This is a genomic window from Arthrobacter sp. CAU 1506 (assembly GCF_005047635.1).
GTDB lineage: Bacteria > Actinomycetota > Actinomycetes > Actinomycetales > Micrococcaceae > Crystallibacter.
Genome location: NZ_SUKC01000013.1, coordinates 61484 through 83860, shown reverse-complemented (window position 1 = coordinate 83860; position 22377 = coordinate 61484). Strand labels below are relative to the sequence as shown.

Below are 22377 nucleotides of genomic sequence, written 5' to 3'. Positions count from 1 at the left end.
GATGATCACCGTTGCCGACGGCGAACCCGGCGCCGGCGGCTACCGCGAACACGACATCCTCGTCATCGGCGAAAACACCGTCGAAAACATCACCAAATTCGGCTTCGGCCCGGAACACAACATCATCCAGGCCTGATTCGCTGAGGATAATCTCAACGTTTGTGCGGCGCGGCCGGTACCGGCGGCGCCGCACACGCCGTTTAATCGTCCAGAATGGGATGCACGATGACTGACATTCCCGATACCAGCAGCCGCAAGACCCCGGACGGCACGCCCGACGCCAGGGGAGCCTCCGTCATCCTCAATGCCATCCAGGTGATGCGCTGCTTCAGCGTAGAGACTCCCTTGCTTGGCGTCACCGAAATCGCCACCCGCGTAGGCCTGCACAAGAGCACGGTGTCCCGCATCTTGGCCACTTTGGAGCAGGAAGACCTGGTGGAGCGGGACTCCTCCACCCGACGATTCAAGCTCGGTCTGGGTTTGATCGCGGTGACCGGGCCGTTGCTGGCCGATTTGGACGTGCGCCGGGCGGCTTATCCGGTGCTCCAGGAACTCACCGAGCGCACCGGCGAGACCACCGCCCTGATGGTCTGGAACGGCAACCAGTCAGTCTGTGTCGAGCAGATCGCCAGCCCGCAGCAGGTCAAACACACCACGCCGCTGGGTACCCGGTACAACACCGCACTCAGCTCCTCGGTCCAGATCTTCTTGGCTGAGGCCGGCGTCGAGGCTGCCCGGGGCATGATTGCCGATGGGACGGTTATCCTGCCAGACACCGCTCCAGCCGCCCTGGACGCATATGCCACCCGGCTCAGGGAAGTATCCGCCCATGGCTTGGCTGTCAATTACGGCGAAACGTCCGCCGAGGAAGTGGGTGTGGCCGCCCCCGTTTTCGACCACCGAGGAGATCTCGCCGCCTGCGTCATGCTAGCGGCACCCCGTTTCCGCATCTCTGAAGAATCCTTGAGCACGCTCAGCAAAGCGTGCAAGCGTGCTGCTGCCGAGGTGACAGTTCGTCTCGGCGGACATGTTGAGGTCTGACTGCTGCGTGCGCCGATCCTCTCCCCTGAGCACACCGCCAGTTGCGCAAAACCCAACTGCGCGCGGAGCCGGGGCCCCGCCGCTCCTACGCGGTGACTACCGGCAACGGATTCTTCGCCAAATGGACCGCTAAGTAGAGTCCCGGCATTTTCGCAGTCCCGCGGGGATCACCGCCGATCAGCTCAAATATTTTCCGCAGCCGCTTGTGCAAAGTTTGGCGCTCGACAAAGAGGGCCCGGGCGGCCTCGGCAGAATTGCATCCGCTGACCAGCCAGGCGTCAAGCGTTTCGAGCAGCCGCGTTCCCCGCCGGCGGTCATAGTCCAGCAGTTCACCGAGCAGTTCTTGAGTGATGCGGCCGCCCACCGGCCCGGAAAGCTCGCGGGCTTCCAGCCGCTCGAGGAGGAAATCTTCGCAGTCGCGAAAGTTGGACTCCAGATCGTCGGGAGCCCCAACCGCTTGGGTCAGCCGGGCTTCAACCAGCGACCAGTGGGCATGCAGCGGCGTGGCCACCGTCGGCCCCATGGCGCCAGCCACCGCCAGGCCCCGCAGATCCGCGCGCAGCCCTTCCAGGAGTGCCCGCCGCTCCTGGCGGGTTCCGCTGATACTGAGCTGAACCATGGCCCACAGGCTTTCGCCATCCAAGTAGGTCAGGGCGTCGGGACACCGGGTCCTGAGTATCTTTTCCGCGACGCCCCGCACGCTGCTCAGCCCAATCCGGCGGAACACCATCACGAAGGCCGGCTGGTCCGTCGATACGCCTGCCGCCGAGCACAATTCGTGGATCTGTGAGGCACTGGCTCCGCTGACGACGGCCCGCATCAGAGCCGTATACGCAATCTGCTTCGCCGTGGGCCGGTGCTGTTGGGATACGGCCAGCGCCAAAATGCTGCCAATGCGCTCCCCCACGGTCTTCAACAACTCCGGCGGGACATCGATCCGGCTTTGAAGCCGCAGCCGTGCGGAGACAAGGCTGCCAACAAAAATGTCCGACTCCACATTCACCGAGGTGGAATCGGGAGGGAAGCCGCCGGCAAACTCAAGGACACTTCCGTTGGGATCCAGCAACGCCACCTCGATCCGCAACGCCTGCGAGACGATGTCAATCAACGGGCTCAGTGCTGGACCCGACGCGGCGAGGTGTTCTGCCAAGTGCTGTGAAATGGAATCCGCGATCTGCAGCGCCGTGACATGTTGGGACACGACCTTGCGATTGACCTCCTCGGCGATCTCCACAAAGGGGACAACCCGCCGAAGTTCGATGAGCGGCAGCCCCACTTCCTCGGCTGCCTCGACGAGTTCGGCGGACAAGGAACGGCCAGAACCCGCAGTCTGAATCGCGAGGGCAGTCACATGCCGCGCCGCCAGACTGTAAACGTATTCCTGTTGCGCGGCGGGCTTGAGGTTCAGCAGGGCATCTCCGCCACTGAGAAGCAATTCCTGACCGCGCAGGAGCGGCGCTATTTCGAGGACTTCGCTCGAGTGGACCCACCTCACGATACCGCCGGGAATCGATGCTCCGCCCGCACGCACCAGCGGACTGGCACGCTTCATCACCTCAAGCTCGAGCAGATCGGACAGCTTCACAACCATAGAAAAACTCTCACCCTTCGATACCGAGGGCGGGGTAAACAGCGACAGAGTGTCACCAGTTGAGCCCTCAAGTGGTTACGCTCCGAATATACGCTGTGGCCTGCGTCACCTCTACTCTGGATTCAGGCCTGCTCCGCTTCCCGTATCAATTCATTAGGAGACCAGCCATGAGCCAGCGATCCGCTACGAAATCCGAACAAAGCACCCACAACGTAGAAGACATCCTTCAGCCCGTTCCCGAATCGGCCCGCACCACCAAGCTCTCCGGCCAGTTCTGGATCTGGGCAGGCGCCAACGTCGCCCCCATCAACTGGATCCTGGGTGCTCTGGGCATCACTTTGGGCCTCAGCCTGGCCGACACGCTCACGGTCCTGATCCTTGGAAATGTGATCGGCATGCTCGGGTTCGGCTTCTTTGTCATCCTGGGGCAACGCACAGGTGCCACCGGCATGCTGCTGGCCCGGGGTGCCTTCGGCCGCCGCGGTGCCTACTTGCCGGCGGCGATCCAAGCCGTGATCGCCATTGGCTGGTCTGCCGTCAACACCTGGGTGATCCTGGACCTGATCATGGCCCTGTTCGGAATGATCGGCTGGGTCGACCCTGAGCAGTCGAACCTGGGCTGGCGGATTGCCACCGCGGCTGTGATCATGGGCATCCAGGTGGCCATCTGCTACCGCGGCTACCGCGCCATCTCCCGCTTCGAGCGCATCACCATGCCGCCGACGGTGCTGGTTCTCATCGCCATGTCTGTGGTGGCCTGGACCCAGCTCGATATCGACTGGAGCTACCAGGGCCCGGTGGGCGAGGTGCTCACCGGAATGCCGCGGATCGCGGCCATGTCGTCCATCATGACCGCCATCGGCATTGGCTGGGGCATCGGCTGGTTTACCTACGCCCCCGACTACTCCCGCTTCGTCAGCAAGAAGATCCGGCCGTCCAAGCTCTACATCGTCAGCGTCTTGGGCCAGTTCCTCCCCGTCGTATGGCTCGGCGTGCTGGGGGCAAGCCTGGCTACGAAGAATGGCACTGCGGACCCGGGGCACCTGATTGTTGAAAGCTACGGTGCCTTCGCGATCCCGGTCATCCTGTTGGTCATTCACGGCCCCATCGCCACCAACATCATCAACATGTACACCTTCAGCGTCGCCACCCAGGCCCTGGACATCCAGGTCTCCCGCAAGAAGCTCTCCATCCTGGTGGGTTGCCTCGCCATGACAGCTGTTATCGGCTTCATGTTCGCGACCGACTTCGCCCACCTGCTGCACAACTGGATCATCGCGATTGCAGCGTGGGTGGCCACCTGGGGCGGCATCATGGCCGTGCACTACTTCGTCTTCGAGCGCCGCCACAAGAACTACAGCTACCTGTTCCGCTCGGTCGACGACACTCAGCTGAAGGCCTTCAACCCCTCAGCCTTCGTCGCCTTCTTCGCCGGCATCTTCATGACCTGGATGTGCATGTACGGCTCCGTTCCCGTCCTGCAGGGACCGCTCGCTACCGCCGTCGGCGGCGTCGATTTCTCCTGGCTCGGCGGAACTGTAACGGCTGCAACGGTCTACTTCATCCTCGGCTACCCCCGGTTCAAGTCCCGCATCGCCGCCGGTATCCCGCTGGGGCTCAAGGAGAGCAGTTCCGACGAAGAGTTCCTGAAGAACTACGGAAGCTGTGAAACAGCCCTCGTGGAGTCTGAAGAGCCTGTCCACACGGACACGCCTCCCGCTCCCGAGAGCCGGACGACCGCACCTACCCCCTAAGACCACAACGACCCCTTGTATCAACAGCACTAAAGGAGAACCCATGACCATCGCGACCAGCTCAGCCACCACCGTTTCCGAACTTGAGCGTCTGAAGGTCCTGCACAACGGAGAAAAGCAGCAACTGACCTTCTCCGATGCAGAGTTCGAACGCCGCCTGACCGGGCTGCGCGCCATCATGGCCGCCAAGGAACTCGACGCCGTCATCCTGACCAGCTACCACGGCATCAAGTACTACTCCGACTTCCTCTACACCACGTTCGGCCGCAACTACGCCCTGGTAGTCACCGCCGACGACTCGGTCACCGTCACCGCCAATATCGACGCCGGCATGCCCTGGCGCACCAGCTACGGCGAGAACATCGTCTACACCGACTGGCGTCGGGACAACTTCTACTTCGGCCTGCAGGAAGCCCTGCGCCAACGCGGGGTCAGCGCCCACCGCCTCGGCGTGGAAGACGACGCGCTGCCGCTGATGACCCGCCAGCGCATCCAGGCCGCCTTCGAGGGCGCCGAACTGCTCGACGTCTCCCAAGACGCCATGCGCCAGCGGATGATCAAGTCGGCCGAGGAGATCGAGGTGATCAAGCACGGCGCCCGGATCGGCGACCTGGGCGGCGAAGCCATCAAGGGGGCCATCCGCGAAGGCATCAGCGAGTACGAAGTGGCGCTGATCGGCACCGAAGCCATGGTGCACGAGATCGCCCGCACCTTCCCGCACCGCGAGGTCCGCGACACCTGGGTCTGGTTCCAGTCCGGCATCAACACCGACGGCGCGCACAACTGGGCCACCACCCGCAAACTGCAGCGCGGGGACATCCTGTCCCTGAACTGCTTCCCGATGACCTCCGGCTACTACACCGCACTGGAACGGACCCTGTTCCTGGGCGAACCGGACGAACGCTCCCTCGAACTGTGGAACGTGAACGTGGAGGTCCACCGCCGCGGCCTGGAACTGATCAAGCCCGGCGCGGTCTGCAAGGACATCGCCGCGGAATTGAACGAAATCTACATCAGCCACGGACTGCTGCCCAACCGCACCTTCGGCTACGGCCACTCCTTCGGCGTCCTCTCCCACTACTACGGACGCGAAGCCGGCCTGGAACTGCGCGAGGACATCGACACCGTGCTGGAACCGGGCATGGTCGTCTCCATGGAACCAATGATCACCGTTGCCGACGGCGAACCCGGCGCCGGCGGCTACCGCGAACACGACATCCTCGTCATCGGCGAAAACACCGTCGAAAACATCACCAAATTCGGCTTCGGCCCGGAACACAACATCATCCAGGCCTGACCAACACGCTGCTGGGGCGGGACCTCCCGGTCCCGGCCCAGCAGCACCATATCCACTGCCTAAACAGCCGCCGCCCTCGCGGCCGGACCAGCACAACGATTTTGGAGACAGCATGCGGACCAGCGTGTACATGGAAGAACTCGACGCCTTTACCTATCGCGAACGCATCAGCCAGGACAACGCCGTGGTGCTGATACCTGTCGGCTCCATCGAGCAGCACGGCCCGCACATGCCGCTGAATACCGATGTGCTCCTCTCCAAGGCGCTGGCCGGAGCCACCGCCGAGGCCATCGACGCGCTGGTGGCCGCGCCGGTGGTCTACGGATACAAGTCCCAGCAGCGTTCCGGAGGCGGCAACCATCTCCCCGGCACCACCAGCCTGGACGCCTCCACCATGATCGCCATCGCCAAGACCCTGACGCTCGAATTCGCCCGGCACGGCGCGCGGAACATCGCCTTCATCAACGGCCATTTCGAGAATTACCAGTTCTTGTATGAGGGAGTCGATCTGGCACTCCGCGAGCTGCACCAATGCGGGATCGACGACGTCAAAGTGGTCCTGCTCTCCTACTGGGACTTTGTTGACGACGCGACCATCGCCGAGTTGTACCCGAACGGCTTCACCGGCTGGGACCTGGAACACGGCGGCGTCCTGGAGACATCGCTGATGCTGCACCTGCACCCGCAGCGGGTCCGGATGGACAAGGTGGTCGATGCCCCGCCCGCCGTGCTGCCCAACTATGACGTGCTGCCGGTCCGGCCCGAATTGACGCCGGCCTCCGGCTGCCTCTCCTCCGCCGCGGAAGCAACGCAGGCCAAGGGCATCATCCTGCTGGAGCGTGCCGCCGCCGGTATGGCCGCCGCCCTGGCCCACGAGTTTCCGGTCGCGGCGCAGCGGCCGGCCCGCCAGGATGACCCCGAGTCCGTCGGCGCCTTCTGAAACATGCTGGAACAACGCGGCGATTTCGCCTTTGACTACAACCTCCACGGCGGCACGGCCCCGGTAAAGATGCAGTGGCTGTTCCAGGAACAGTCCCGCCTGCCGGTAGCCGTGCAGACCTGGGAACTGCCGCCGGGCGGGACCGAAGGCATGCACTCGCATACCGACAGCAGCCGCCCACTCGAGGAACTTTATGTGGTGATGGAGGGAACGGCGCGGATGACGGTGGACGGCCAGGTTTATCAGCTGGCCGCCGGTGATGCGGTGCTCGCGCCGGTGGGGTCGGAGCATGATGTGGCCAATACCGGATCCGGCCCACTGCGCCTGCTGGTTGTCTGGGGTGAGCCCGGTACGGCGGACTACACGGCGTTCGGTTCACACCGGGCAGCGAAGGCGGCCCGCACCGGCGGCGCCGCGGGTGGCTAAGCCGAGCCGTTGCCGTGCGCCACAGCGGCGATCCGGACGGAATTTGAGACTATGGTCCCATGGCCGAACCTGAAGAGCTCGACGACGAGGCATCACCGGACAACCTGAACCGGGGCGTGCAGTCCGTGGACCGCGCCATCACCGTGCTGGAAATCCTGGCCCGCCGCGGGGAATCCGGCGTGAGTGACATCGCCGAGGAAATGGGCGTGCACAAGTCCACAGCCTCACGCCTGCTCGCGTCGCTGGATCACCGGGGCATGGTCCAGCAGAACACCGAGCGCGGAAAGTACCAGCTAGGGTTCGGCATTCTGCGGTTGGCCAATTCGATTCCCGGCAATCTGAGCCTGGTGCGCGAGGCCCGGCCGGTCCTGGAGCATCTGGCTGAACAGTACAAGGAAACCGTGAACCTGGCGGTGCTGCGTTCCAACTTTGCCGTCAACGTGGACCAGGCCCGCGGTACGTCCACTTTGGCGACGTACGACTGGATCGGCAGCCTGACCCCCTTGCACGCCACCTCCAGCGGCAAGGTCCTGCTGGCCGGGCTCAGCTCCGAAGACCGCTTGAAGATCGTCAAACAGACCCGGCTGCCGGCGCTGACCGCCAAAACGATCACTTCCCGGCAGAAGCTGGAAAAAGAGCTGCTGTTGGTCTCCGCTAACGGCTACGCAGTTGTCGACGAAGAATTCGAGATCGGCCTCAACTCCATCGCCGTCCCGGTCTGGGACCATTTGGGGGCAGTCATCGGTTCCGTGAGCATTTCCGGTCCCGCATTCCGGTTCAAGCCCCAGGACATGCCCGGCCTCATCGAGGACGTCAAGCAGGCCGGGCAGGACATCAGCGCCCGGATGGGCTACTCCCGGGAGAGTTGAACCCGGCCGGAGCGCTGCCGTCCCTCGTCACGACGGCGGCGGCGGCCGTCAGTTGATGACGGAGGCCGGCTCCGCCAAGCGGGCCGTGACCCATTCGTGGAACGCGCTGATGTGGTGTTCACTCGGTACCAGCACGCCGCCCTTGGCGTAGATCTTGGAACTCATCGCCGGCTGGCAGCGTTCGCAGGCATCGAAGTCCTGCTGGTTGACCCGGTGGAACAGTTCCACCGAGGCCGTGAGGTCCTTGCCTTGGTCCACCACGCTGGGCATGTACAGCCAATCGCATTCCACCACGGTCCGGTCGGCGGCCAGCGGAAACATCCTGTGGATGATCACGTGGTCCGGCACCAGATTGACGAAGACCGTTGGTTTGATGGTGATGGCGTAATAGCGCCGGTCTTGGTCCTCGCTGATGCCCGGAATGCGTTCCAACCCTTCAGAGCCATCCACCGTGAAGCCCTGGATGTCCTCACCGAACTCCGCGCCGTGCCCCACGAAGTATTGTGCCGCCAGCCCGTCAGCGAATTCCGGCAGGACCTCCGTCAACTCCGGATGGATGGTGGCGCAGTGGTAGCACTCCATGAAGTTCTCGATGATGAGCTTCCAGTTGGCCTTCACGTCGTAGCTGATCCGCCGACCCAGGCTCAGGTTCGCGATGTCGTAGCCGGCGATCGCCCCGGCGTCGCCCAGTCGTTCCTCGATCGCTCCGACCACATCGTCGTCGAAGGACGGCGGTTCGTCCGACAAGCACAGCCACACGTAGCCCATGTACTCGCGCACAGGAACGTCCACCAGCCCATACTTCTGCCGGTCGATGTCCGGCATCTTGGTCAGGTTGGGTGCCGCGATGAGCTTGCCGTCGAAGTCGTAGGTCCAGGCGTGGTACGGGCATTGGAACGAACGTCCTGCCTGCCCGCTCTCTTCCATGCAGAGCTTGACCCCCCGGTGCCGGCAGATGTTGTAGTACGCCCGGACGGTGCCTTTACGGTTGCGGGTCACGATGACGGATTCGCGGCCAACCTGTACGGTCCGGTAGGCCCCTGCTTTATCCAGATCCGCAGACCTGACCGCACAGAACCACATCTGTTCGAAGATGCGCTCCTGCTCGGCCCGGAAGACGTCGTCGTCGACGTAGGTGTGGCCGGGCAGGGTGGCGATCAGGCTCTCCGAGACGATCTCAGCGGTCATGGGTACTCCTTTAAACAGAACTTCAGAGGGCTGGCGGGACGGCGGTGCCGGTCAAGAGGCTGCAGCCAGCGCGCCCGCCGCAGCGTCCGCGTGCCGTTCGGCTTCGCGGTTCAGGAACTTGCGCCATTTGGTGAACTGGCGGACCTGGTTGACCCCGAGCACGGCGACGGGTTCATCCCCCGCGTAGTAGACGGCCAGGAAGCTGTGGTCTTCGAGGCACCCATACTCGACCTGGACCCGGTCGTGCCCATGCACGAGGCCGGCAAACTGGATGCGCGAACCGTACTGGTCGGACCAAAAATACGGCGGATGGACTGCCCGCGGCCCTGTTCCGCCCTGCAACAGGGCGGCAACGGCCAAGGCCGGCCGCTCCAGTGCGCCGGTCCAATGCTCAACCCGGTGATGGGCTTGCAGCCGAGAGTTCCACCAGGCCGCACAGTCGCCAACCGCCACTATCGATGGGACGTTGGTGCGGCCGGTTGCGTCGCAGAGCACGCCGTTGCCCAACTGGATCCCGGAACCGATCAGCCAGTCGGTGTTCGGCTGCCCGCCGACGCCTACCAGCACAATGTCCGCGGGAAGTTCCCGACCGTCGTCGAGCACTACGTGGCTGACACTGCCGCCCTGTATCCGGAATGACTTGATGGAGGTGCCGCACAGCATGTCCACTCCCCCGGCGGCGTGCAGACTGGCCACGGCCGCGCCCATTTCGGCGCCCAATGCCCCGGAGAGCGGGGCATTGGAACGCTCGATGACCGTAACGTCGAGTCCCGCGGCACGTGCCGTCGACGCGGTTTCGGCGCCGATGAACCCGGCGCCGACCACCACCAGCTTCCGGCCGGGCCGCAGTTGCCCGCGCAGGGCCCGGGCGTCGTCCAGCGTACGCAGGGTGAACACGTTGTTGCAGCCATCGACCTCGGGCAGGACCCGGGCGGAGGCGCCGGTAGCCAAGACTATTCCGTCCGCGGCGAGGCTTCGTCCGTCGCTGAGGGCCACTGTCATCGACTCAGGGTCGAGGCTCACAGCCCTCACGCCGAGAAGCCACTCCGCCGCCAGATCGTCGTCGACTTCCGCCAGCGCCAGCTCCGCTTCAGAAATCCGGCCGGCCAGGAAGTCCTTGGACAGTGGTGGGCGGTCGTAGGGCGGATGCAGTTCATCGCCCACGATGACCAGGCGACCTGCAAATCCCTGCGCACGGGCGGCGCGGGCAGCAGAGAGACCGGACAGGGATGCCCCGATGACGACGAGGGTCTGCATTGGGAATACCTTTCGCAGCAGCGGGTGGACCGTCTAAGAAGCGCTCTGCGCAACATGAAGCGCTATGTGAAACAGAATGGAGATCCATCGCCTTGCTGTCAAGAGATTTTCACTGCCTCTTTTTGTGCCGGGAAAAATACCGCCCACCCCTTGACATCGGAATATGACGGGGCACACTGTTGCCTATTGTGGACAACGTTGTTCATCACGGAACTGCTCGCGATACGCGGCCGCCAGAAAGAAGGCGCCTTATGCACGAAGCCTGCCCGTTGAGCCAACTGGCACCAGGCGACGCCATACGGCTGGACACCTCGCCTCCCATCGCCGTCTTCCACACCGAAGAGGGTGAACTCTTTGCCATCGACGACACTTGCACCCACCAGGACGCCTCGCTGGCCGACGGCTGGGTCGAGGGCTGCGAAGTCGAATGCCCGCTGCACGCGTCGAAGTTCAATCTGCGCACGGGCGGGGTGGACGCGCCGCCGGCAAAACTGCCGGTCCGGGTCCACGATGTCATCGTCGAAGATGGCACCATCATGGTCCGGGAGTCAACGGAGGAACCGAACCTTCCGCCCGGTTTGAAGGTCGATGGGTACGCGTAACAGGGGCTCCCCAACCGGCCAGAACCTTCCGGCCGCTGGCGACATTCCATCACCGGCGCCGGGTCCGCCCAGCACAGGTCCCGCCCAGCACCCTGTCACCTCCGGCACGTTGCCCCATCCAGCACGTTGTCCCGTGTGCACCCTGTCCCGTTCGGGTGTCTTACCAGCCCCTAGTTCCGATCAGCAGACCCTTGTCCCGTCCAGCAATCTGAAGGAGCATTGCCGCATGAGCACCACCCCGCGCGTCGTCATTATTGGAGCCGGGATCGTCGGCGCCAACCTGGCGGACGAACTGGCCACCCGCGGCTGGACCAACGTCACAGTCCTGGAGCAGGGGCCGCTACATCTGGCCGGCGGATCGAGCTCACACGCCCCGGGCCTGGTGTTCCAAACGAATCCGTCCAAGACCATGACAGAATTCGCCAGCTACACGGTCAAGAAAATGCTGTCCTTGACGGCGGACGGCATCTCCTGCTTCAACCAAGTGGGTGGACTGGAGGTGGCGACGACGCCCGCCCGGTTTGAAGACCTCAAGCGCAAGGCCGGCTTCGCCGCGTCCTGGGGCGTGGAGGCTCGGTTGATCGATCCGGATGAGTGCGAGAAGCACCATCCGTTGCTGCCGTCCGGCAATGTGCTCGGCGGCTTGCACATCCCCTCCGACGGCCTCGCCTTGGCGGCCCGGGCGGTGCGGCTGCTGATTGCCCGCGCCTCCGCCGCCGGGATCGAGTTCCGCGGTTCAACGACTGTGACAGGCATTGAGCACGACGGCGGCCGGGTCACCGCGGTGGCGACCGACACCGGGAGGGTACCGGCCGACGTCGTTGTTTGTTGCGCAGGATTCTGGGGGGCGAAGGTTGGCGCGATGGCGGGGATGACCGTGCCACTGCTCCCCTTGGCGCACCAATACGTGAAGACTTCCGCCGTCCCGGAGCTTGCCGGCCGGAACGAGCTGCCCAATGGCGCCCGAATGCCCATCCTGCGGCACCAGGACGCGGATCTGTACTTCCGCGAGCACGGCGACCGACTGGGCATCGGTTCCTACGCCCACCGCCCCATGCCGGTTGACCTGAACGGGCTGCCCGCCGTCCCCGCCGCTGACATGTCCGAGGACCGGATGCCCTCGCGGCTGGACTTCACGCCGGAGGACTTCGCTCCGTCCTGGCGGGAAAGCCAGCGGCTGCTGCCCGCTCTCCACGGTGCCAGCATCACCGACGGCTTTAACGGCATTTTTTCCTTCACGCCTGACGGCGGTCCGCTGATCGGCGAGTCGCCTGACGTCGCCGGGTTCTATCTGGCGGAAGCCGTCTGGGTGACCCACTCCGCCGGCGTGGCCAAGGCCGTGGCTGAGCTGTTGGTGGACGGCACGCCGCAGACGGATCTGCACGAGGGGGACGTGCGCCGGTTCGAAGACGTCCAGTTGGCCCCGGACTACATCAGCGAGACATCGCAACAGAACTTCGTGGAGATCTACGACGTGTTGCACCCGCTGCAGCCCCGGGAATCGCCGCGGAAGCTGCGCACCAGCCCGTTCTTCGGACGGCAGCGGGAACTGGGAGCGGTGTTCCTGGAATCCGGCGGCTGGGAGCGCCCGCAGTGGTACGAAGCGAACGCCCCGTTGCTGGCCGACCTGCCGCAAGAATGGCGGGAGCCGGAACGCGATGCTTGGACCGCCCGCTACCACTCCCCCATCGCGGCCGCCGAAGCGTGGAAGACGCGCACCGCCGTCGCGATGTATGACATGACTCCGCTCAAGCGGGTTGAGGTCTCCGGACCGGGCGCCCTGCGGCTGCTGCAGCGGCTGAGCACCGGGCAACTGGACAAACGGCCCGGTGTGGTCACGTACTGCCTGTTGTTGGATGCCGCCGGCGGGGTCCGGAGCGACATCACCGCGGCTCGGCTGGCCCCGGAGCGGTTCCAAGCCGGGATCAACAACAACGCCGATTACGAGTACCTGCGCGGCGAGGCCTCCGCCCAATCGGCAGCGGATCCGGCACAGTGGGCGCTGGTCAGGGACATCACGCCGGGGACCTGCTGCATTGGACTGTGGGGACCGCTGGCACGCGACGTCATCGGCAAGGTCAGCAGTGACGATTTTAGCAACGCATCGCTGAAATACTTCCGGACGGCGCAGGTGCGAATCGCCGGTTTGACGGTCACGGCCATGCGGCTGTCCTACGTGGGCGAACTGGGCTGGGAGCTGTACACCTCTGCGGATCAGGGCTTGAAGCTGTGGGACGCCCTGTTCGAGGCCGGACAGCAGCACGGCATCATCGCTGCCGGCAGGGCGGCCTTCAACAGCCTGCGGCTGGAAAAGGGGTACCGGCTCTGGGGCACCGACATGACCACCGAACACATACCGGCGGAAGCCGGTGTAGGGTTTGCGGTCAAGGCGGACAAAGGCGATTTTGTCGGGGCCGCCGCGCTGGCGGCAACCGGGGCTCCCACCCGCCGGCTGCGCTGCCTGACGGTCGACGACGGCCGCTCGGTGCTGATGGGCAAGGAACCGGTCTACGTAGACAACGTGCTGTCCGGGTACGTCACGAGCGCCGCGTACGGCTACACGGTGGGGCGGCCGGTGGCCTATGCCTGGCTCCCGGCGGAGATCTCCGACGGCGACGCGGTGCAGGTCGAGTACTTCGGCCGCAGGGTTCCGGCCACGGTGGCCGCCGAGCCGCTGGTCGACCCCGGCATGGAGCGGCTGCGCGGCTGAAGCCCGACGCTAAGAGTGAAGCCCGCCACCGTAGTCAGGTGGCGGGCTTCATCAGCTGGTGGCGGTGTGCCTAGAGGTTCGAGGCTTCCTCGTGCTCCGGGTACACCTCGCGCAGCAGGTGCGCGGTCTCGGACGGGGTCTTGCCGACCTTGACGCCCGCGGCCTCGAGTGCCTCCTTCTTGGCCTGCGCGGTGCCGCTGGAGCCGGAGACGATGGCGCCTGCGTGGCCCATGGTCTTGCCCTCCGGGGCGGTGAAGCCAGCCACGTAGCCCACAACGGGCTTGGTGACGTTGTTCTTGATGAACTCTGCGGCACGCTCTTCGGCGTCGCCACCGATTTCGCCGATCATCACGATCGCCTTGGTCTCCGGATCGGCCTCGAACGCAGCCAGGGCGTCGATGTGGGTGGTGCCGATGACCGGGTCGCCGCCGATGCCGATGGCGGTGGAGAAGCCAAGGTCACGCAGTTCGTACATCATCTGGTAGGTCAGCGTGCCGGACTTGGAGACCAGGCCCACGCCGCCCTTGCCGGTGATGTTCGCCGGGGTGATGCCCACCAGGGACTCACCCGGAGTGATGATGCCCGGGCAGTTCGGCCCGATGATGCGGGTGGTCTGGTTGCCGTTGGCATCCTTCTTCGACTGTGCCAGCGCCCAGAACTCTGCGGAGTCCTGCACCGGCACACCCTCGGTGATCACCACGACCAGGCCAATCTCGGCCTCGATGGCTTCGACCACGGCGTCCTTGGTGAAAGCCGGCGGCACGAAGACGATGGAGACGTCGGCGCCGGTCTCGGCCATGGCTTCCTTGACCGTGCCGAACACCGGCAGGGTCTTCTCACCATGGGTGACGGTGGTGCCGGCCTTGCGGGCGTTCACGCCGCCCACAATGTTGGTGCCTGCGTGGAGCATGCGGGCGGTGTGCTTGGAGCCTTCGCCGCCGGTGATGCCCTGGACGATGACCTTCGAGTCCTTGTTGATGAAGATAGACATGTTCTTAGTTCCTCGGTCCTTAGGCGTTGGCCAGTTCGGCGGCCTTGTCGGCGCCCTGGTCCATGGTCAGGGCCAGGGTGACCAGCGGGTGGTTGGCGTTGAGCAGGATCTGCCGGCCTTCGTCGACGTTGTTGCCGTCCAGGCGGACAACCAGCGGCTTGGTGGCCTTCTCGCCCAGAATTTCCAGCGCCTTCACGATGCCGTTTGCCACGGCGTCACAGGCGGTGATGCCGCCGAAGACGTTCACGAACACGCTCTTAACCTGCTGGTCGTTCAGGATGACGTCCAGGCCTGCGGCCATGACCTCGGCCGAGGCGCCGCCGCCGATGTCCAGGAAGTTGGCGGGCTTGACGTTGCCGTGGTTCTCGCCGGCGTAGGCGACGACGTCCAGGGTGGACATGACCAGGCCAGCGCCGTTGCCGATGATGCCAACCTGGCCGTCGAGCTTGACGTAGTTCAGGTCCAGCTCCTTGGCCTTGGCCTCGAGCGGATCAGCGGCGTCCTTGTCCTCGAGCTCTTCGTGGCCGGGCTGACGGAAAGCGGCGTTCTCGTCCAGCGAGACCTTGCCGTCCAGTGCCACGATGTCACCGGCGCCGGTCTTGACCAGCGGGTTGACCTCAACCAGGGTGGTGTCTTCCTTCTTGAACACGTCCCAGAGCTTGATGATGACCTCGGCGACCTTCGGGCGCAGTTCCTCGGCGAAGCCGGCCTGGGCGACGATCTCGTCGGCCTTGGCCTGATCGATGCCGACGGCCGGGTCAACGGCCACCTTGGCCAGGGCGTCCGGACGCTCGACGGCCAGCTGCTCGATCTCCATGCCGCCCTCCACCGAGCACATGGCCAGGTAGTTGCGGTTGGCCCGGTCCAGCAGCACGGAGAAGTAGAACTCCTCGGCGATGTCGGCGCCCTGGGCGATCATGACCTTGTTGACGGTGTGGCCCTTGATGTCCATACCGAGGATGTTCGAGGCGTGTTCGAATGCCTCGTCCGGGGTCTTGGCGACCTTGACGCCGCCGGCCTTACCGCGGCCTCCGACCTTCACCTGAGCCTTGACGACAACTACGCCGCCAATTTTCTCAGCAGCTGCCTTGGCTTCTTCTGGGGTGTACGCAACGATTCCAGCCAGCACGGGTACTCCGTGTGCCTCGAAGAGATCGCGCGCCTGGTATTCAAACAGGTCCACGGGTTGTGTCCTTCTACGTCGAAGTCGTTTCTGACTCGGAGCGGCATCCACGATTGTCGTGACGGTAGCCACGGACGGTGGACGGATGCCTGCAATGCTCCATGGGGAACTCTAGTCCCTTTGGCATCGGGGGCCGGTCCCAGAGTACCGCTTTAGTGGCCAAGGGCACACTTCTACAACTTGTAGAACGGTCACGGGTTGAGGTATCGGCGCCGCGCGGCTAGTGCTTGCTGCCCGCTTCGGCCGGATCGACGACGGCGGTGTCCCCGCCGCGGGCGGCGTCCTCGCCCGTGGCCCCGCCCTGCGCGACGGCGGCGGACGGGGCGCTGCCCTTGATCACGGTCTGGTTCAGCAGCGGGATCCGCAAGCCTTCTTCGGCCAAGGCGGCCTTCAGGCGGGCCCGCATCTTTCGAGCGATCGCCCACTGCTCCAACGGTTTGGTGCGAATAGCCAACCGGATCACCACGGACTCGCCGGTCAGCGCCTCCACACCCCAGACCTCTGGGTCGTCCAGGATCAGCCTGCGGTTATCCTCGTCCATGCGCAGTTCCATGGCGGTCTTAAGGATCAACTCGGAAACCTTCTCCACATCGGAGTCGTAGGGAACCGGGATGTCCAGTACCGCCCGGGCCCAGCCCTGCGAGGAGTTGCCCACCCGCAGGATCTCCCCGTTGCGCACGTGCCACAGCGTGCCGTCCACGGCGCGCACCTGGGTCACGCGCAGGCCGACTGACTCCACCGTGCCGGAGGCCTCGCCCAGGTCCACCACGTCGCCGATGCCGTATTGGTCTTCGGCGACCATGAAAAGGCCAGACAGGTAGTCCTTGACCAGGGTCTGGGCACCGAAACCGATGGCGACGCCGGCGATTCCGGCACTGGCCAGCAGCGGGCCGAGGTTGAAGTTCAGTTCCGTGAGCACCATCAGGACGGTGAGCGTGGCCAGCACCACGGTGGCGATCGAGCGCAGCACCGAGCCGATGGTCTTGGAGCGCTGGGCGCGCCGTACCGCGGCGATGGGCGAATCTTGCATCAGCCAGTAGCGCGGATCCTTGGAGTTCTTGCGCGCGGCCGGATCAAATTTGTCCAGCTTGGCGGTCTCGCCGTCGGCGATCTTGGTGGTAACCCGCTTGATCACGGTCCGCACGATCATGTTCGCTAGGAAACCGCCCAGCAGGATCAGCGCCACGCGCAGCGGCGTATCCAGCCAAAAAGCGGGGGTCGCCAGCCGTTCCAGGGTATTAATGTCCACGCCATCCATGGATAAGAACGGTAAACGCCGGGTCAGGGCTCTGCCAAACGCAGCCACGCAAACGTGGCGAATCTCCCAGCGGAACTGCAGGCTCGGTTAGGCGATCTTGGTCAGCGGCGCGTACCGCAGCAGCAACCGCTTCTCTCCGGCATCGAACTTCACCTTGGCCACCGTCTTGTCGCCTGCTCCTTCAAGCCCCAGTACGGTGCCGTTGCCGAAGCTGGTGTGGTTGACCTTGTCCCCGATGGCCAGCGCAATGACTTCCTTCTGCGGCTGCACCCGGCCGGCCCGGGTCTTGGCACTGGTGATCGACGGCGCAGATCCGCGCAGCATGTTGATGTCCTGGTTGCTGGCCGTGCCGGCGCCCCAGTAGGAGCCGCCGTAGCGGTTGGACCCCAGGCTTCCGGTGGAACCCAGCTTGGGACGAACTGTTCCTTCCCGCTTCCAGTCGATGAGCTCGGCCGGCACCTCTTCGATGAACTGGCTGGCCGGATTGAACTGGCTCTGGCCCCACATGCTGCGGGACTCCGACCGGGTCAGGTACAGCCGCTTCCGGGCCCGGGTCAGGCCGACGTAGGCCAGCCGGCGCTCTTCGGCCAATTCCTTCGGGTCGGACATCGAGCGCTGGTGCGGGAAGACCCCGTGTTCCATGCCGGTGAGGAAAACCACCGGGAATTCCAGCCCTTTGGCGGTGTGCAAGGTCATCAGCGTGACCACGCCCTGGTCCTGGGCCAGCTGGGCGGCCTCGGCGTCCGGGGCGTCCGGGATCTGGTCGGCGTCGGCCACCAGCGCCACCTGCTCGAGGAACTCGGACAGCGACCCCTCGGGGTTGTCGCGTTCGTATTCGCGCACGACTGCCACCAGCTCCGCGAGGTTCTCCACGCGGGACTCGTCCTGCGGGTCCGAGCTTTGGCGCAGCATGGCCAGATAGCCGGTCTGTTCCAGCACCGCCTCCAGCGCTGCGGCAGCACCGGAACCGGCGGCCACCTCGGCCAGATCGTCGATGAGCTTCACGAAGCCGGCCACCGCATTGACCGACCGGATGGCCATGCCGGGCGCGTCCTCGGCACGGCGCAGTTCCGCCATGAACGAGATCCGGTCCCGCTCCGCCAATGCGGCCACCGCGTACTCGGCCCGGTCGCCGATCCCGCGCTTGGGCTCGTTGAGAATCCGGCGCAAGTTGACGACGTCGTCCGGGTTCACCAGGACCCGCAGGTACGCCAGCGCGTCCTTGATTTCCTTGCGCTCATAAAAGCGGGTGCCGCCGACTACCTTGTACGGCAGACCAACCCGGACCAGCAGGTCCTCGATCGAGCGGGACTGGGCATTGGTCCGATAGAACACGGCAATGTCCCCGGGCCGCACCCCTTCAGAATCCTGCAGCCGGTCGATTTCATCGGTAATGAACCGGGCCTCGTCATGCTCGTTCTCGCCGACGTAGCCGATGATCTTTTCGCCGTCGCCCTCGGCCGTCCACAGCCGCTTGGCCGGGCGGTTCGGGTTCCGCGAAATCACCGAGTTGGCGGCACTGAGGATAGTCTGCGTGGAACGGTAGTTCTGCTCCAGCAGGATGGTGCGCGCGTTGGCATAGTCCTTTTCGAAGTCGACGATGTTGCGCACGTCGGCCCCGCGGAAGGCGTAAATCGACTGGTCCGAGTCACCGACTACAGTCAACTCGCCGGCGGGAAGCGCGCCGTCTTCGGATTCACGTGTCAGCTCACGGACCAGCCGGTACTGGGCGTGGTTGGTGTCCTGGTATTCGTCCACCAGCACGTGGCGGAAGCGGCGGCGGTACGAGTCGGCAATCGCCGGGAAGGCCTGGAAGATGAAGACCACCTGGGCAATCAGGTCGTCGAAGTCCATGGCGTTGGCCTGGCGCATCCGCTGCGTGTACCCGGTGTAGACGGAGGCGACCGCCTGCTCGAACGGATCCGAGTAATTGGCGCTGGAGGCGAAGGACTCGTCGTCGATCAGTTCATTCTTGAGCGCCGAAATCTTGTGCTGGATGGATTTGGGCGGGAACCGCTTCGGGTCCAGGTCCAGTCCCTTGGCCACCTGGCTGACCATCCGCAGGGTGTCGGCCGAATCGTAGATGGAGAAATTCGAGTTAAGCCCGACGTGCTTGGCTTCGCGGCGCAGGATTTTGACGCACGAGGAGTGGAAGGTGGAGATCCACATCCGCTTGGCCGGATCCCCCACCAGCGACTCGATCCGTTCCCGCATCTCCGCGGCGGCCTTGTTGGTGAAGGTGATGGCCAAAATCTCCCCCGGGCGTGCACGCCGGGTGGCCAGCAGGTAGGCGATGCGGTGGCTGAGCACCCGGGTCTTGCCCGATCCGGCACCGGCGACGATCAGCAGCGGGGAACCGGCATGCTTGACCGCCTCCTCCTGCTGCGGGTTCAGCCCGGAGAGCAACTCTTCCGCCCCGGGCAGGTGCGGGGCGGGCGGAGAGGCAACATGCGGGTCAAACGCCGGGTCGGTGAGGAAATCCATGGTCCCTTAAGTCTATTAGCCGGCACCGACACTCGGGGACGGCCGCCAAATCCTGCGCCAGCACGCGGCGGATGGCTCCACCGGCATAATGGAGGCATGTCCAAAACCCCAGCACAGCGCGCGAAAAAACACGGTGCCGCGGCAGCCCCGGCCACGGGCAGCGCAGCAAAACCTGCCATTCCCGGCAGCACCCGGTCTCCTCAGCGCGCGGCTGGCAATGCGAACCTGATTGTCATCGCCGGAGCAGTGGCCTCGGCATTCCTGTTCGGCTATTCCTTCCTGCTGGTGATGCCGCAGTTCGCCCAACTGACCGGCGGACTGGGCATGCCGGACACCCTGATCGGCGGATATTCCACCGAGTACGCGCAGCAACTCCGGACGGCGTTCGGCGAAGACGGTGCCGGACAGTACAACTACTGGCACAAGACCGCGGACACCATCTTCCCGCTGCTCTTCGGCTTTACCTGGCTGATCCTGCTGGGCCAGCAAATCCGCCGGGGACTCTGGCGATGGCTGGCCTGGGCCGTCGTCGTACTTTATGTGGTCGCCGACTTGGGCGAAAACCTGGCGGTCGATGCCATGCTGGCCACGGACCCGGTGGGCGACGCCTCGCTGGCGAGTTTCCTCACGGTTGCCAAGTCAATCCTGTTCGGCTTGAGCCTGGTGGTGGCTGCCGTCGCCGTCTTCACCCGCAAGCCCAAACCGGCCGAAGGTGCCGCTCCGGCCGGAAGCTGAGTGGGCCGGAGCATCGGCGAGCCTGCCCGGGCGGATCGCAGGCGCACCTGCCCCGGGCTGACCGCGAGCAGCCCGGCCCGCGAACCGTGTGCGTCCCGAACGGTGTGTGAGCCACTGCCGGCGCCGTCCAACCGGCGCACCGGTCCGGCACGGCAATTAAGCTAAGCTTTTGGCGTTGCCCCCGTAGCTCAGGGGATAGAGCACCGCTCTCCTAAAGCGGGTGTCGGCAGTTCGAATCTGCCCGGGGGCACTGAATATGATCCGCATGTACTGCGAGTGTGCGAGCCACGCCTCCGAACGGCCCTGCGCACGCTACTGCCACCTCGCCCCAATGTGTACCGCGCCGGCGTGTCTGGCCAGCCCGGGTAATAAACCAGGCTGATTAAACGGAAACAGGCCCCCGCCTGTGCAACCCCCCACGGATGCACAGACGGTGGCCTGAGGTAGTGCATTTCCACCGGAGTGGGCAGGAGTCCCCCTGTCAGCTAGGGACCGCCGGTTCCGGCATCTTCCCGTTCGCCGGAGCCAGCGGCATCTTCCTGCCACTCATTGGCTGACGGCCGCGCCGTTCCCCTGAAGCACCTAAGTCGCTCCGGGACCGTTCATATCCCAGAGTGTGAGTACTCCAGGCACTGCCGTCACTACATATCTAAATCGATTGGATTTAATAAAGCAAGCTGAACGGCAGGGCAGGACCCAAAGTCAAGGAATATGACGAAAAATACAGTAAGTGCAGCGGAGCGTGGTAGTGCCCTGCGGTTCAGCTGCCCAGCAGGAGTCCGCTGGCCTTCGGCGACAACGCGTCGTCCAAGACAAGACAAGCGCCGCCGATGGCGCCCACTTCGAATCCCAGCGACGAAGAGTCCACCTCGACTCCGTGGATGGCCCGGGAGACGAAGCGGCTATTAATCTCCTCGCGCAGCGTTGGCAGCACCAGGTCCTCCAGCCCGATCCACAACGGTCCGCCGAAGATCACCCGGTCTACATCCAGGACATTCACCAGCTGTGCCACGGTGCCGCCCACCAATCGGGCAGCGCGGTTGATGATGGCGGCGGCGGCCGAATCTCCTTCGACGGCCATCCGGCACAGCGTGATGATCCTTTCGGTGGCCTGGTGCCGGTCCCCCAGTTCGGCGTCGGGCGGAAACACACCGGACTCCACGGCCTGCTGGAATAAGGTGTCGAAGTTCAGCGCCATGCCCACACAGTTGCGTTTCCCGCAGTCGCACTGCGGCACTTCCGCGTCCACCGGGAAATGGCCGATCTCGCCGATGTTACTGGAAGCACCGCGCAGCACCACGCTGTCCAGCACCACGCCGGCCCCCAAGCCGGTGCCCAGATACACGAAGACGAAGTTCTCGGGTTCCTGCCGTCCGCTGGCCCACAGCTCCGCTACCGCCGCGGCCGTCGTGTCCTTGTCCATCAGCACCGGCAGCCCCGTCAGCCGGCTGAGCGGCTCGCGCAGCGGCACCGAGGTCCACTCGCGCATCATCGGCGGGTCCACCACCGTGCCCTCCGCCGCATCGATCGGCCCCGGCGCAGCCAGCCCGATACCGAGGATCCGCTGGCGCTCGATGCCCGAGGCTGCAATCAACTCTTCGACCGCGGCGGCCATCGCCGCCGTCATGCCATCGGGCTGGCCGGCGCGGGGATTGTCGTGCCGGGCACGGGCCACCACCTCGCCGTCGAGATTGAGCATGACCAGGGTCATGACCACCGGGTCAAGGTGGATGCCGATGGCCAACCGGCTGGACACTTCCAACTGCAGCACGGTGCGCGGTTTGCCTGGACCGCTGACCGTTTTCCGGTCTTCCCGCACCAGGCCTTCGTCCACCAGCCGGCGCACCACGTTGGAGATTGTTTGCGGGGACAGTCCGGTGCGCTCTACCAACTCGACCCGGGCGATGCCCTCATGGGCGCGGCGGATGGCATCCAGGATCACAGCCTGGTTGTAGCCGCCCAAGCGGCCCAGGTTGGTTCCTCGCTGCATAGCACCGCTTTCTGCTCATCTGTCGCCGGGGACCCCACAGCAACTCTAGTCATTGACCGGC

At 64.8% G+C, this 22377-nt stretch carries 17 protein-coding genes, 1 tRNA gene and 1 pseudogene; 11 read left to right on the top strand and 8 right to left on the bottom strand.

Annotated elements, in window-relative coordinates; translation table 11 throughout:
• Together E4J89_RS19765 and E4J89_RS14655 are read left to right on the top strand one after the other, a co-directional pair.
• Window positions 1-136, top strand: a pseudogene (locus E4J89_RS19765) (creatininase); the annotation flags it as partial.
• 89 nt (window positions 137-225) lie between these two features.
• Complete coding sequence (locus E4J89_RS14655) at window positions 226-1041, top strand: IclR family transcriptional regulator (protein WP_136786894.1); 816 nt, start codon at window positions 226-228, stop codon at window positions 1039-1041.
• Window positions 1042-1126: 85 nt separating this feature from the next.
• Here E4J89_RS14655 and E4J89_RS14650 read toward each other — a convergent pair whose 3' ends face one another.
• The gene (locus E4J89_RS14650; RefSeq protein ID WP_136786893.1) at window positions 1127-2632 is read right to left on the bottom strand and encodes a PucR family transcriptional regulator ligand-binding domain-containing protein; all 1506 of its coding nucleotides are present in this window, start codon (window positions 2630-2632) and stop codon (window positions 1127-1129) included.
• Between the two features lie 167 nt (window positions 2633-2799).
• Between E4J89_RS14650 and E4J89_RS14645 the strand changes: the two genes are divergently transcribed.
• From E4J89_RS14645 to E4J89_RS14625, 5 genes are all read left to right on the top strand, one after another.
• Window positions 2800-4386: a cytosine permease gene (locus E4J89_RS14645; protein ID WP_136786892.1), complete on the top strand. Its 1587-nt coding sequence runs from the start codon at window positions 2800-2802 to the stop codon at window positions 4384-4386.
• A gap of 43 nt (window positions 4387-4429) precedes the next feature.
• Complete coding sequence (locus E4J89_RS14640) at window positions 4430-5683, top strand: M24 family metallopeptidase (protein ID WP_136786891.1); 1254 nt, start codon at window positions 4430-4432, stop codon at window positions 5681-5683.
• Window positions 5684-5795: 112 nt separating this feature from the next.
• Window positions 5796-6623: a creatininase gene (locus tag E4J89_RS14635; protein WP_136786890.1), complete on the top strand. Its 828-nt coding sequence runs from the start codon at window positions 5796-5798 to the stop codon at window positions 6621-6623.
• A 3-nt stretch (window positions 6624-6626) separates the two neighbouring features.
• Complete coding sequence (locus tag E4J89_RS14630) at window positions 6627-7049, top strand: cupin domain-containing protein (protein ID WP_136786889.1); 423 nt, start codon at window positions 6627-6629, stop codon at window positions 7047-7049.
• A gap of 59 nt (window positions 7050-7108) precedes the next feature.
• Window positions 7109-7918: an IclR family transcriptional regulator gene (locus E4J89_RS14625; RefSeq protein ID WP_136786888.1), complete on the top strand. Its 810-nt coding sequence runs from the start codon at window positions 7109-7111 to the stop codon at window positions 7916-7918.
• 48 nt (window positions 7919-7966) lie between these two features.
• Here E4J89_RS14625 and E4J89_RS14620 read toward each other — a convergent pair whose 3' ends face one another.
• Both E4J89_RS14620 and E4J89_RS14615 read right to left on the bottom strand, forming a co-directional pair.
• Window positions 7967-9106 (bottom strand): aromatic ring-hydroxylating dioxygenase subunit alpha, encoded by a 1140-nt coding sequence (locus tag E4J89_RS14620; RefSeq protein WP_136786887.1) that lies wholly within the window; start codon window positions 9104-9106, stop codon window positions 7967-7969.
• Between the two features lie 51 nt (window positions 9107-9157).
• Window positions 9158-10363 carry an FAD-dependent oxidoreductase gene (locus tag E4J89_RS14615; RefSeq protein ID WP_136786886.1) on the bottom strand — a complete coding sequence of 402 codons (1206 nt, stop codon included), beginning with the start codon at window positions 10361-10363 and terminating at the stop codon, window positions 9158-9160.
• Window positions 10364-10614: 251 nt separating this feature from the next.
• Between E4J89_RS14615 and E4J89_RS14610 the strand changes: the two genes are divergently transcribed.
• Complete coding sequence (locus E4J89_RS14610; RefSeq protein ID WP_136786885.1) at window positions 10615-10965, top strand: bifunctional 3-phenylpropionate/cinnamic acid dioxygenase ferredoxin subunit; 351 nt, start codon at window positions 10615-10617, stop codon at window positions 10963-10965.
• Window positions 10966-11191: 226 nt separating this feature from the next.
• Window positions 11192-13675 carry an FAD-dependent oxidoreductase gene (locus E4J89_RS14605; RefSeq protein ID WP_136786884.1) on the top strand — a complete coding sequence of 828 codons (2484 nt, stop codon included), beginning with the start codon at window positions 11192-11194 and terminating at the stop codon, window positions 13673-13675.
• Window positions 13676-13745: 70 nt separating this feature from the next.
• Here the strand turns inward: E4J89_RS14605 and sucD are convergent, their stop codons facing one another.
• The 4 genes from sucD to pcrA all read right to left on the bottom strand — a co-directional run bounded on the left by sucD (window position 13746) and on the right by pcrA (window position 19591).
• Entirely contained in the window at window positions 13746-14666 is a 921-nt protein-coding gene (gene sucD / locus E4J89_RS14600) for a succinate--CoA ligase subunit alpha (protein ID WP_136786883.1), read from the bottom strand.
• 19 nt (window positions 14667-14685) lie between these two features.
• On the bottom strand, window positions 14686-15849 hold the full coding sequence (gene sucC, locus E4J89_RS14595) for an ADP-forming succinate--CoA ligase subunit beta (RefSeq protein WP_136786882.1): 1164 nt from the start codon (window positions 15847-15849) through the stop codon (window positions 14686-14688).
• Window positions 15850-16069: 220 nt separating this feature from the next.
• On the bottom strand, window positions 16070-17098 hold the full coding sequence (locus E4J89_RS14590) for a mechanosensitive ion channel family protein (RefSeq protein WP_240691907.1): 1029 nt from the start codon (window positions 17096-17098) through the stop codon (window positions 16070-16072).
• A gap of 96 nt (window positions 17099-17194) precedes the next feature.
• A complete protein-coding gene (gene pcrA / locus E4J89_RS14585) occupies window positions 17195-19591 on the bottom strand; it encodes a DNA helicase PcrA (protein WP_136786880.1) in 2397 nt (798 codons plus the stop codon).
• A gap of 96 nt (window positions 19592-19687) precedes the next feature.
• Between pcrA and E4J89_RS14580 the strand changes: the two genes are divergently transcribed.
• A complete protein-coding gene (locus E4J89_RS14580; RefSeq protein WP_136786879.1) occupies window positions 19688-20326 on the top strand; it encodes a hypothetical protein in 639 nt (212 codons plus the stop codon).
• 177 nt (window positions 20327-20503) lie between these two features.
• Window positions 20504-20576, top strand: a tRNA-Arg gene (locus E4J89_RS14575).
• A gap of 510 nt (window positions 20577-21086) precedes the next feature.
• On the opposite strand, the gene E4J89_RS14570 is transcribed toward E4J89_RS14575, so the two are convergent.
• Window positions 21087-22316: an ROK family transcriptional regulator gene (locus E4J89_RS14570; protein WP_136786878.1), complete on the bottom strand. Its 1230-nt coding sequence runs from the start codon at window positions 22314-22316 to the stop codon at window positions 21087-21089.
• Between the last annotated feature and the right edge of the window lie 61 nt (window positions 22317-22377).

Bases quoted from the DNA above. Each gene is read 5' to 3' on its own strand.
- E4J89_RS14580 (WP_136786879.1), top strand. From the start codon at position 19,688: ATGTCCAAAACCCCAGCACAGCGCGCGAAAAAACACGGTGCCGCGGCA.
- E4J89_RS14625 (WP_136786888.1), top strand. From the start codon at position 7,109: ATGGCCGAACCTGAAGAGCTCGACGACGAGGCATCACCGGACAACCTG.
- E4J89_RS14570 (WP_136786878.1), bottom strand. From the start codon at position 22,316: ATGCAGCGAGGAACCAACCTGGGCCGCTTGGGCGGCTACAACCAGGCT.
- E4J89_RS14630 (WP_136786889.1), top strand. From the start codon at position 6,627: ATGCTGGAACAACGCGGCGATTTCGCCTTTGACTACAACCTCCACGGC.
- E4J89_RS14615 (WP_136786886.1), bottom strand. From the start codon at position 10,363: ATGCAGACCCTCGTCGTCATCGGGGCATCCCTGTCCGGTCTCTCTGCT.
- sucD (WP_136786883.1), bottom strand. From the start codon at position 14,666: ATGTCTATCTTCATCAACAAGGACTCGAAGGTCATCGTCCAGGGCATC.
- E4J89_RS14620 (WP_136786887.1), bottom strand. From the start codon at position 9,106: ATGACCGCTGAGATCGTCTCGGAGAGCCTGATCGCCACCCTGCCCGGC.
- E4J89_RS14645 (WP_136786892.1), top strand. From the start codon at position 2,800: ATGAGCCAGCGATCCGCTACGAAATCCGAACAAAGCACCCACAACGTA.
- E4J89_RS14635 (WP_136786890.1), top strand. From the start codon at position 5,796: ATGCGGACCAGCGTGTACATGGAAGAACTCGACGCCTTTACCTATCGC.
- pcrA (WP_136786880.1), bottom strand. From the start codon at position 19,591: ATGGATTTCCTCACCGACCCGGCGTTTGACCCGCATGTTGCCTCTCCG.
- E4J89_RS14650 (WP_136786893.1), bottom strand. From the start codon at position 2,632: ATGGTTGTGAAGCTGTCCGATCTGCTCGAGCTTGAGGTGATGAAGCGT.
- E4J89_RS14655 (WP_136786894.1), top strand. From the start codon at position 226: ATGACTGACATTCCCGATACCAGCAGCCGCAAGACCCCGGACGGCACG.
- E4J89_RS14605 (WP_136786884.1), top strand. From the start codon at position 11,192: ATGAGCACCACCCCGCGCGTCGTCATTATTGGAGCCGGGATCGTCGGC.
- E4J89_RS14610 (WP_136786885.1), top strand. From the start codon at position 10,615: ATGCACGAAGCCTGCCCGTTGAGCCAACTGGCACCAGGCGACGCCATA.
- E4J89_RS14640 (WP_136786891.1), top strand. From the start codon at position 4,430: ATGACCATCGCGACCAGCTCAGCCACCACCGTTTCCGAACTTGAGCGT.